This is a genomic window from Intrasporangium chromatireducens Q5-1, assembly GCF_000576575.1.
Classification (GTDB): Bacteria; Actinomycetota; Actinomycetes; order Actinomycetales; family Dermatophilaceae; genus Intrasporangium_A; species Intrasporangium_A chromatireducens.
Map to the genome: position 1 here is coordinate 1 of NZ_AWQS01000138.1, position 10,258 is coordinate 10,258.

Genomic DNA, 10,258 nt, shown 5'->3' on the forward strand with positions numbered 1-10,258 from the left:
TCGTCCCACCCATCGCATGGGCCGCCCAGGGCATGGAATGGGCGCCCCGCTCGGTGGAGCGGGGCGCCCGGTCTGTGCTGGCTGGCGCCTACTGGAGCCCAAGCTCACCGGCCATCTCAGTCAGGCGACACAACCACCCAGCGCGATGCTGCTGTCGATAGCCTTGATCTGCTCCTGTACGGCGCCCAACTTGGCCTGCAGATCCTGTACGGCCGCGGTCTGCTTGGCGATCGCGTCCTTGTTCGTCTTCTTCTGCGCCTGTAGGTCGCGAAGCACGGACTGGGCATCCGTAACCTGCTGGTCGAGCGCCGTCAGTTGTGTCTGAAGTGAGGCCAACTGCGCCGCAGTGGCCGAGACTTCGTTGTTGAGCTGATTCAGCTGATCCAGCAGGGGAGCGACGCGCGTCTGCAGGTCAAGGACGAGCGCCTCGGCGGTGCTGATCTGTGCGTTAAGGTCCTTGAGCTGAGCGACCAGCGTGTTCATTTCGCTGTTCAGCGCGGCGATCTCACCCTCCTTGTCAATCACCGCATTGGTCGCGACGGAGAGAGCTGTCTCGAGGGCCGGCAACTGAGCCTTGAGGCCAACGATCTCCGCAGTCTTGGCGTCAACAGCCTGGTTCGCGCTGGCGAGAGCGTCGCGCGCCTTCGCCAGGTCCGCTTCCAGGCCGTTGAGCACGTCCTGCTGGTTGGTGACGGCCTGAATCGCGGCTGCGGCATCTTGTTCGAGCCCCGGAAGCGCGGCTTCCAAGTCGTCGACGACCGCCTGTTGGGTCGCGACATGTGCTTCCGCCTCCCGGACCGCATCCTGCAGCCCCGCGAGTTCGTCCGTCAGCGCGCCAAGCTCGTCCTGTTTCGCGGTGACCGCTTCGTTGGCGGCTGTTAGGGCCGACTGGAGCCCAGGCAATTGGCCCTTCAAGCTATCGATATTGGCCTGCTTAGCGGCGACAGCGGCCTTGGCGGCGTCGAGCGCGCCCTGTAGCAGCGCTGCCTGCTGCTGCAGACTGCTGCTCTCCGCCTGTTTGGACTGGAGTTGCGCGTTCAGGCTGTCAACCTGCGTCTGCAGGGCCGTTAGATCACCCTGAAGGGCGCCGATCTGAGCGTTCTTGTCTTCGATCTGGCTGTTGACCGAGTTCAACTCGAGCTGCGCGGCGTCGCGCTGCGCAATAAGCTCCCGCTTATCCTTCCCGTTGGAGTTCGGGGGGAACTCCGTGTTGATCCGATCGGTCAACGCCGTGATCTCGTCCTGCAGCTTGTTCCGCTGAGCCTGAAGGGCCTCGAGGTCACTCTGCGCCGTCGCGAGCTGGGCCTGCTTGGCGGTGATGTCCCCGTTGGCAGTGGCGATCTGAGTCTGGAGTGCGGTGATGTCCTTGCTGATGCTGTCGATCGCCGCCTTGTTGGCCGCGACAGCGTCGGAGGCGGCCTTCTCGACTGCCTGCAGGCTCGTAAGCTCGCCCTGCGCCTTGGTGATCTCCGCGTCTTTCGCCGTGACGGCGTCTGCGGCGCTCTTCGCGGCGTCCTGCAGGCCGGCCAACTCGCCCTCTGCCTGGGTGATCTCTGCCTTCTTGGCGTTCACCGCGGCCGCGGCCGACGCGGCGTCGTCCTGCAGCGATGCGAGGGTCGCCTGTGCCTCTGACACCCTCACCTTCTGCGCCTCCAGCTCAGCCTGCGCGGCGGTCCCCGCGTCCTGGAGCCGCTTGAGTTCGGCTTGGGCGTCCGTGACTGCCTTCGTCGCATTGTCGACCGCAGTCGAGGCGTCCTCCGCCGCCTTGATCAGCGTCGACAGATCGCCCTCTGCCTTCGTGATCTGGTCGTTCTTCTGCGCGAGGGCTTTCGCGGCTGACGCCGCCGCTTCCTCGAGCGCCCCGAGCTCGTCGTTCGCCTTGCCGATGGCCGCCTTCTTGGCGTCGATCTGCGTCTGCACTGCAGCGGCCTGCTCCTTGAGGCCATCCGACTTCGCCTGCGCCAAGACGAGCTGGTCCTGAAGCGGGGCGAGCTGGGACTGGACGTCGTTTTGCCGCGTCTTGAGGTCCGCGAGCGCCGCCTCAGCGTCGGCGACCTGGGCGGCAACGGTCGCTTGCTGCGCCGTGAGCGAGGCGAGATCGGCCTCGGCGCTCTTGATGTCCTCGTCGAGCTTCGCGCCCTGCGCCTCGAGGTTGGTGAGCTGCCCGTTGATCTGGTCGAGCTGACCCTGCAGTTCGCTGCGCTGGCCCTCAAGCGAAGTGCGCTGCGCCGTCAGAGACGCGATCAAGTCGGCGTTCTTGCGCGCCGCGGCCTTGAGCAGGTTCTCCTGCACGCTCCCACGGTGCGCCAGCTGGTTCACGACGCCGTTGCAGATGCCCTTGGCGACACCGTTGGAGCCCGCCGCTTGTGCCGACCCCATCCACGGCATGGACGGGATGGCCAGACTCGCCACCGCCAGTGCGACGCTGATCCGCTTGGCTGTCTTGCCGCTCGCTCGGCGGCGAATCTCCGGCTGCCGGACGTGCGGCAGCCCAGACCTCAATTGTGTCAAGGTCGTTTCCCTCCCCTTATTACTGAGTCGACGCCCCGTACCCCCGAGACGTTGGGACTCCATGGTGAGCACACCGTATGCCGCCTTTGTCCTCCAGCGAAGCGCATTCACGAAACTGCCCGATGCGACGAATCACATTGAAGGAGAGGGGGATCGGCCGGCATGGGAAAAATGCGACAAATCGAGACAAATGCTACGCGGGCCGCCAGTGATGGTGGCCCGCGCGAAACAAGTGGGCGCCCCGCTGCCGTCAGCGGGGCGCCACTTGGCTAAGAACTCACTTGGTGAAAGAGAACTGCGCCGTGTGCTCCGTGCCGTCGACGAGCTTGAGCGTGAAGGTGCCCGACTTACCAGCCCATGCCTTGTCCGTCTTCCAGACGTAGGTGTACTGGTCGGTGGTGGGGTCGTAGCTCAGAGAGCTCTGGCCGGAGGTCACCGTCTTCACTGCCGCCGCGCCGGTCATGGTGAAGGTCGGCGATCCAGCCGCGATGATGTCCAAGCCCTGATCGCCGTGGAGCGAGAACTTGATCGGGACGGCGCTCCCAGCCTTCACGACGTTCAAGCCGTCGATGACCGGACGGAAGAACCCAGAGAAGTCGAAGACGACCTTGTACTCGCAGGTGGCCGCTACCGACTCATGGCCGACGTTGTCCCTCACGGCACCAGCATCCAGGGTGGCGGTGTGCGAGCCGATGGCGGAGGTGTCGATCGCAACTGAGCCAGAATCTGTTCCAGCGACGCCAGAACCGCCCTCATCGGTCGCAGACCAGTCAGCGGTCGACGTCGATCCGAGGACGACGGGGTCGGTCGGGCAGGACATCGTCACCGTGGGTGCCTCGGTGTCGACGTAGCCAGAGAAGACGGTCTCGTCCGACTCGTTCCCAGCGGCGTCCGTTGCCGTCCCGAGAGCAGTGAAGAGCCCCTGTGCCAGGAAGGTCTGCGGCTCAGTCCAGCGCAGGACGCCACTGCCGCTTGATCGGTCGGGAAGGCTCGGGTCACCGTTGTCCGAGAACGTGACGGTGGCGCTGTCCTTCCACCAGCTCTTGTCACCGCCGACGTAGGCAGGCTCGCCGGCCGAGGCCAGGGGCGCATTCGGGCCGGAGCGGTCGACCACGACTGGCGTCGAGCTCGCGCTCCAATCGCTGGACAGGGCAGAACTCGCGCCGGTCTCCACGGCCTTGACTCGGTACGTCCATGTGCCCTCGGCCGGAGCCCCGGCGCCGAAGTTGTAGGACGTGCCGGAGATCTTTTCCGCGACCTGAGCCCATGCCATGCCGCTGGAGTCCTTGCCCTCAAGCGTGTACGTGAACGCATCTCCCTCGGCGTCCGAGGACGCTGCCCAGTTGAGCGTGAAGCCGCCTTGGGTCGGGTTCGCGCTCGCTGTCGGCGCGCCAGGCGTCGATGGTGCGGTGTTCGAGGGTCCCGTCACGACCACCGTGAAGGTCGCCGGCGCAACGTTGAAGCTCCCCTGCGCATGCTGACCGAGCTGTCCCAGGGTGATAGTGGCGGTCCCGGTTCCCCGCGCCTCCACAGTGATGGGAATCTGCTGCCCGCACGAGGTGAATGTGATTCTCGCCGGCATCACGGTGGCCACCGCAACCGAGCTGGAGTCGACGCTGGCGGTGAAGTACGCCTTTTCTCCGTCGCTGTTACCGGTGAGATTGCATCCGTTCTTGCCGTCATCATTCTTCTCATCAATGGAGAGCACGGTTGTGCCAGAGCCGTTGATGGCCAGAGTCATCAACTTGGTCGGTGAAATGATGTCGTTGGTGATGTCGTCGGCGATGGCGCCGGATGCGCCCGCCATCACTACGGCGGCGGTCGCACCGCACGCCAAAATAGACCTAAGCCTCGTTCTCAAGGCTTTCCCCTCCCGCTACTACTTCTGAGTCGACGTCCCGTACCCCCGAGACGTGGGACTCCATGGTGAGGACAACGTAGGCCCTGCGAAACCCGGGCGTGTGCGGAATTGCGAAGACTGTCCGGTGTGTCGAAACTGACTGCGACAAAAGCGGATTCGCGCCGAACTCAAAAGCATATAAAAGGTGCAAAACGGACAGCAACGCACCAGCGAGCCGGTCCCGCGAAGCGAGCTCAGCGGCATACCCTCATCGACATGCACGTCGAATCTCCCGGCCTCGCGACGGACCTCGCCCTGCTGGAACTGCAGGGCTCGATCATCAGGGACCGGGGTGACCACCTCGTCATCCGTACGCCGGACAACCCGACGTTCTGGTGGGGCAACTTCCTGCTCCTCGAGCGTGCCGTTCCGGCCGCCGAAATCCCTGGGTGGATCGAGCGGTTCGAGCAGGAGTTTCCAGGCGCCCACCACCAGACGTTCGGGTTCACCGACAGTGTGAGCGACTACAGCGGCTGGCGCGAGCAGGGTTTCGACGTCGAGTGCGACGTGGCGCTCACCGCGGCCAAGGTGCCGACCTGGATGCCGCTCGACGAGGGCGAGATCTCGATCCGGCACTTCGCCGAGCGGCGCGACTGGCGGCAGGCGGCCGAGCTCGGCGCGAGCGACGCCCCGATCGGCGAGCTCGAGGCGCGACTCGTCTTCGAGGAGCGGCGCGCCGCGGCGCAGAAGGCGCTCGTCGACGACGGGCGTGGCGCGTGGTTCGGGGCGTTCGTCGGGGAGCGGCTCGTCGCCAAGCTCGGCATCGTGCGGCTCGGCACGCGGGCGCGCTACCAGGACGTCGTGACGCACCACGGCTACCGCCGGCGCGGCATCGCGGCCCGGCTCGTGCGCGTCGCGGGGGAGTGGGCGCTGACCGATCCCGACGTCCGCGAGCTCGTCATCGTCGCCGCCGAGGGTGGCCCGGCTATCTCCCTCTACGAGCGCCTCGGCTTCGAGGAGAGCAGCCGCCACATCGGCGTCGAGCGAGCGCTCGCGCCTGAGACGTAAACCAGGGCCCGCACAGGGCGCCGGTTCGATGTATTACCGAGCCGCATGCGCCTCGGTAATACATCGAACCGGGAGGCGGCGACCTTCCGCTCAGGCGGGTTTCACCGCCAGGACCGGGCAGGGCGCATCGAGCAGGATGCGCTGCGCGGTCGAGCCGAGCAACAACTTGCCCACCGGAGTCCGGTGCCGCAGGCCGATGACGAGCAGCCGTGCGTCGACCTCTTCCGCCAGCTCGAGCAGGGCGACAGCCGGGTCGGTGCCGTGCTCGATGCGCCGCACCTCGTGCTCGATCCCGGACTCGGCGAGGTCGCGCTCGAGCCGGTCGAGGTCCTGGCTCGGCGCGCGGTGGGCGTCGACGAGCTTGTCGTCTCGGGCCATGTTGACCACGAGGACGGAGTCGCCGTGGGCCCGGGCCTCGTCGAGGCCGGCGGTGAGGGCGGCCTCGCCCTGCTTCGTCGGGATGTAGCCGATCACGATCGTCATGCGGTCGCCTCCGTGCTGATGGTGATGCGGTCGGTGGGGCCATCGCCTCCGGACCCGCTGCCGCCGCCACGCGCCATGCGGACCAGCTTGGCGATGAGCGGCCACAGGATCGCGATCGCGATGATGACATAGCAGACCCACGAGACCGGGCCACCGATGAGGCCGGCCGGGTCACCGTGCGAGAGCTGCAGCGAACGACGCATGTGCAGCTCGGCGATCGGGGCCAGGATGACGCCGATGATGAGTGGCAGGACCGGCAGCCCGAACCGGCGGATCGCGAAGCCGAGCAGCCCGATGACGAGCAGCAGGTAGAGGTCGAACGCCTGCCCGTTGACCGCCCACGCACCCATCGCCGCGAAGAAGATGATCCCCGCGTAGAGGTACGGCCGCGGGATCTGCAGCAGCTTGGCCCAGGCCGGAGCGAGGGGCAGGTTGAGCAGCAGCAGGAAGGTGTTGCCGACGAAGAGGCTTGCGATGAGGGTCCAGACGAGCACCGGCTGCTTCTCGATGAGCAGCGGGCCGGGCTCGAAACCCCACCCCCGCAGCGCGGAGAGCATGATCGCCGCGGTCGCGTTCGTCGGCAGACCGATGGCCAGGAGTGGCACGAGCGTGCCGGCGGCGGACGCGTTGTTCGCGGCCTCCGGCCCGGCGACGCCCTCGATGGCCCCCTTGCCGAACTCCTCCGGGTGCTTCGTCAGCTTCCGCTCGGTGATGTAGGACAGAAAGGTCGGCACCTCGGCGCCACCGGCGGGGATCGCGCCGAAGGGGAACCCGAGCGCGGTGCCCCGCAGCCACGGCTTCCACGACCGCTTCCAGTCCTCGCGGCCCATCCACGGGTTGCCGACCGGGATGACCGAGCCCGCCTTGCGCCGCAGGTGCGCGGCCACCCAGAGCGCCTCGCCGACGGCGAAGAGGCCGACCGCGACGACGACGATGTCAATACCGTCCGCGAGCTGCGGCAGGCCGAACGTCAGCCGCTGCTGGCCGGTCACCGCGTCGATGCCGACCGTGCCGATCGACAGGCCGATGAGCAGGGCCGCGAAGCCGCGGATCCGGGACGACCCCAGCACTGCAGCGGCGCCGACGAAGGCGAGCAGGATGATCGCGAGGTAGTCCGGCGAGCCGAGGTCGATGGCGAAGTCGACGATCTGCGGCATGACGAGCACGAGCAGCAGCGTGGCGATGGTGCCGGCGATGAAGGAGCCGATGGCGGCGGTCGCCAGCGCCTGGGCGGCACGTCCGGCCTTCGCCATCTTGTTGCCCTCGAGCGCGGTCACGACCGACGACGACTCGCCGGGTGTGTTGAGCAGGATCGAGGTCGTCGACCCGCCGTACATGCCGCCGTAGAAGACGCCGCAGAAGAGGATGAGGGCCTGGGTCGGGTCGAGCCCGAAGGTGATCGGCAGCAGCAGGGCGACCGTCATGGCCGGGCCGATGCCGGGCAGGACGCCGACGGCGGTGCCGACGACGACGCCGATGAACGCATAGAGCAGGTTGCCCGGCGTCATCACATGGCCGAAGCCCTCGATGAGGTGGTTGAGGTTGTCCATTCAGAGGATCCCGTCGAGGATGCCGGCGGGCAGGTTGACCCCGAGCCCGATGGCAAACGCATAGAAGGTGATCAGGGAGATCGCGACGCCGATGGCGAGCCCGCGGATGTGGTGCCGGTTGCCGAGTGCGAAGGCGCAGCCCCAGAACAGCAGGGACCCCGCGATGACCCAGCCGAGGGGCGCGATGAGGGCGGCGCCGACGCCGAAGACGACGACGAGCAGGCCGACGGTCTTGAAGTCGGAGCCGGCGCTGAGGTCGACGTCCTCGCCCTCCTCGGCGGCGCCGACGCCGCCGCGCCAGATGTCGATGGCGTAGAAGAGCGCGACGACGAGCAGCAGCACGCCGAGGACGATCGGCACCGGCTTCGGACCGAGGGCGTCGTTGCTGCTCTGCACCGGGGCGAGCCGGGCCGCGTCGACCAGGAGGAGGACGCCGAGGCCGGCGAGGCCCGCGCACATGCCGTACTGTGCGCGGTCCCCGCCCTTGCTCTCGACTCCCGCCGAACCGGTCGGGTCGGCCGTACGGTCGGGTGTCAGGTCAGACATGTCAGCTCGCGAGCCCGAGGCCCTTGAGGATGTCGGCGACGGACTGGTCCTGCGCCTTGAGGAAGGTGCCGAACTCCTCACCGGTCTGGAACGCGTCGGTCCAGCCGCGCTTCTCCAGCTCGTCCTTCCACGCCTGCGTGTCGTGCATCTTGGTCAGCGAGTCGACCCAGACCTGCTTGTCGGCGTCGGAGATCTCCGGCGGGGCCACGATGCCGCGCCAGTTCGTGAAGGTGAAGTCGATGCCCGACTCCTTCATCGTCGGCACGTCGGGCAGCGCGTCGATCCGCTTGTCGCTGGTCACCGCGAGGACGCGGACCGAGCCGGCCTTGACCTGCTCGAGGAACTCGCCGAAGCCGCTGGCGCCGAAGCTGATCTTGTTGCCGAGGATGGCGGGGAGGAGCTCGCCGCCGCCGTCGTAGGAGATGAAGGAGACCTGCTTCGGGTCGATGCCGACCGCTTGGGCCAGCTGCATCGGCAGCAGGTGGTCGGGCCCGCCCGGGCTGGAGCCGCCACCGACGTTGAGCTTCTTCGGGTCCTTCTTCCACGCCTCGACGAGCTGGTTGATGTCCTTGTACGGCGAGTCCTTGGAGACGACGATCGCGCCGGCCTCCTCGATCAGCTTGGCGATCGGCGTCGTGTCGTTGAGGGTCGCCTTCGACTTCTGGGTGTACGCGGCGCCGACGACGCCGAGACCCATCTGCATCGCGAGCTTGCCGTTGCCCTTCTCGTTGACGACGCGCTGCAGGCCCACCGTGCCACCCGCGCCGGGAAGGTTGAAGACCTGGGTCGACGTCGTGATCTTGGCGTCGTCCATGACCTTCTGCACCGTGCGCGCCGTGGTGTCGTAGCCGCCACCCGGTGAGTTCGGGACCATGATCTGCAGGCCGGAGACCGGCTTGTTGTCGCTCGCGGCGGTGGCGCCGTCGGCGCCGGCGTCCTTCTTCGTCGCGCCGCAGGCGCTGAGGCCGAGCGCGCCGATGGCGACGACGGCGGCGAGCCGGGTGGTGGTGCGAGTGCTCATCCGTTGAGTCTCACTTTCACGTTCGGAGGTTGGAACGGCATGATCATTTCCGCGCCACCTCCCCGGTGTCGCCCTTGTGTCAGCAATGAAGGTTGAGTTCGTTTTGGTCACGCAGCGCCGCCGCCTGTCCCTCGCGGGGCAGCTGCTCGTCGCGCAGTTTCTCATCCTGTCCACGGTGCTCGTCGCCGTCGCCCTCGTCTCGCTCGCGCAGTCCGAAGCGACGTTCAACCGCAGCGAGGGACGCCGTGTCTCGGCCGTTGCGGAGCAGCTCGCGACGCTGACGCTCGTCCGCACCGAGATGGCGAGCGGCGTCACCAACGCCCTCCCGACGCTCGTGCAGTCCGTCGTGACCCAGTATGGCGTCACCTCCGTCACGCTCATCGGCACCGACGGCGTCGCCCGGGTCTCGTCCGACCCGACCCTCGAGAACACCTCCGTGCAGCTCGGGTCACCCACGGTGGCGCACGGCGCGAGCTGGACCGGCACGCTGACGCTCGACGGCGAGCAGATGCTCGTGACGCAGACGCCGGTCCTCAGCGACGCCAAGGACCGGGTCGGCGACCACCTCGGCACCGTCATGGTCGCCACGCGCACCCTCTCGACCCTCGACCGGCTGCGCGGCGCCTCCTCCTACCTCATCACCTACCTCGGTCTGGCCCTCGCCCTCGGCGGGATCGGGTCGTGGCTGGTCGCCCGACGGATCAAGCGCCAGACCCTCGGGCTCGAGCCGGCCGAGATCACCGGGCTCGCCGAGAGCCGTGAGGCGATGCTCTACGGCCTCGCGGAGGGCGTCATTGCGATCGACACGAACCAACGGATCACCTTGGTCAACAACGTCGCCCAGCGGCTGCTCGACCTCCCGGACCATGCAGTGGGTATGACGCTCACTGACCTCCCGCTCGGCGCTCGCCTCCGCGACGTCCTCCGCGGCGTCGACGACCCGGGGGAGAGCGACGGAGCCCAGCCCGAGGGGGAGGACGGGGACGCTGGGACCGGGGTGAGCGGCATACCGCGTCCTCGAGTGCGGGACCAGGTCGTGCTGCGGCGCGGGCGCGTCCTCGTCATGAACCGCATGGAAGTCGTCAAGGAGGGCCGGCCGCTCGGGTCGGTCACGACGCTGCGCGACCGCACTGAGCTCGCGGAGCTGGAGCGGCAGCTCGGGTCGTTCCGGAGCACGACCGAGCTGCTGCGGGCCCAGGCGCACGAGTTCGCCAACCAGCTGCACACGATCTCGGGGCT

At 67.7% G+C, this 10,258-nt stretch carries 8 protein-coding genes; 2 read left to right on the forward strand and 6 right to left on the reverse strand.

Translation table 11 applies throughout. The annotated features are described in order from the left end of the window. Positions 1–120: 120 nt before the first annotated feature. Both N864_RS14725 and N864_RS14730 read right to left on the reverse strand, forming a co-directional pair. Positions 121–2,511 carry a coiled-coil domain-containing protein gene (locus N864_RS14725; protein WP_240474341.1) on the reverse strand — a complete coding sequence of 797 codons (2,391 nt, stop codon included), beginning with the start codon at positions 2,509–2,511 and terminating at the stop codon, positions 121–123. 277 nt (positions 2,512–2,788) lie between these two features. Beyond that, complete coding sequence (locus tag N864_RS14730; RefSeq protein WP_155892957.1) at positions 2,789–4,318, reverse strand: PxKF domain-containing protein; 1,530 nt, start codon at positions 4,316–4,318, stop codon at positions 2,789–2,791. 309 nt (positions 4,319–4,627) lie between these two features. Between N864_RS14730 and N864_RS14740 the strand changes: the two genes are divergently transcribed. Then, positions 4,628–5,419, forward strand: a complete 792-nt coding sequence (locus tag N864_RS14740; RefSeq protein ID WP_034718310.1) for a GNAT family N-acetyltransferase — start codon at positions 4,628–4,630, stop codon at positions 5,417–5,419. 90 nt (positions 5,420–5,509) lie between these two features. Here the strand turns inward: N864_RS14740 and N864_RS14745 are convergent, their stop codons facing one another. From N864_RS14745 to N864_RS14760, 4 genes are read right to left on the reverse strand one after another with little or no spacing between them, the layout of a single operon-like run. Continuing rightward, positions 5,510–5,902 carry a universal stress protein gene (locus tag N864_RS14745; RefSeq protein WP_034718314.1) on the reverse strand — a complete coding sequence of 131 codons (393 nt, stop codon included), beginning with the start codon at positions 5,900–5,902 and terminating at the stop codon, positions 5,510–5,512. Next, the gene (locus N864_RS14750; protein ID WP_034718317.1) at positions 5,899–7,452 is read right to left on the reverse strand and encodes a tripartite tricarboxylate transporter permease; all 1,554 of its coding nucleotides are present in this window, start codon (positions 7,450–7,452) and stop codon (positions 5,899–5,901) included. The genes N864_RS14745 and N864_RS14750 overlap by 4 nt, the downstream gene beginning before the upstream one ends. Beyond that, positions 7,453–7,998 (reverse strand): tripartite tricarboxylate transporter TctB family protein, encoded by a 546-nt coding sequence (locus N864_RS14755; RefSeq protein ID WP_034718320.1) that lies wholly within the window; start codon positions 7,996–7,998, stop codon positions 7,453–7,455. Between the two features lies 1 nt (position 7,999). Then, entirely contained in the window at positions 8,000–9,019 is a 1,020-nt protein-coding gene (locus tag N864_RS14760) for a Bug family tripartite tricarboxylate transporter substrate binding protein (RefSeq protein ID WP_034718323.1), read from the reverse strand. 85 nt (positions 9,020–9,104) lie between these two features. Between N864_RS14760 and N864_RS14765 the strand changes: the two genes are divergently transcribed. Then, positions 9,105–10,258: sensor histidine kinase (locus N864_RS14765; protein ID WP_081793883.1), on the forward strand; the 1,154-nt coding region annotated here is incomplete at its 3' end.

Excerpts from the sequence above, each read along its gene's own strand:
- N864_RS14730 (WP_155892957.1), bottom strand. The coding sequence starts at position 4,318 with ATGGCGGGCGCATCCGGCGCCATCGCCGACGACATCACCAACGACATC.
- N864_RS14740 (WP_034718310.1), top strand. The coding sequence starts at position 4,628 with ATGCACGTCGAATCTCCCGGCCTCGCGACGGACCTCGCCCTGCTGGAA.
- N864_RS14745 (WP_034718314.1), bottom strand. The coding sequence starts at position 5,902 with ATGACGATCGTGATCGGCTACATCCCGACGAAGCAGGGCGAGGCCGCC.
- N864_RS14750 (WP_034718317.1), bottom strand. The coding sequence starts at position 7,452 with ATGGACAACCTCAACCACCTCATCGAGGGCTTCGGCCATGTGATGACG.
- N864_RS14755 (WP_034718320.1), bottom strand. The coding sequence starts at position 7,998 with ATGTCTGACCTGACACCCGACCGTACGGCCGACCCGACCGGTTCGGCG.
- N864_RS14760 (WP_034718323.1), bottom strand. The coding sequence starts at position 9,019 with ATGAGCACTCGCACCACCACCCGGCTCGCCGCCGTCGTCGCCATCGGC.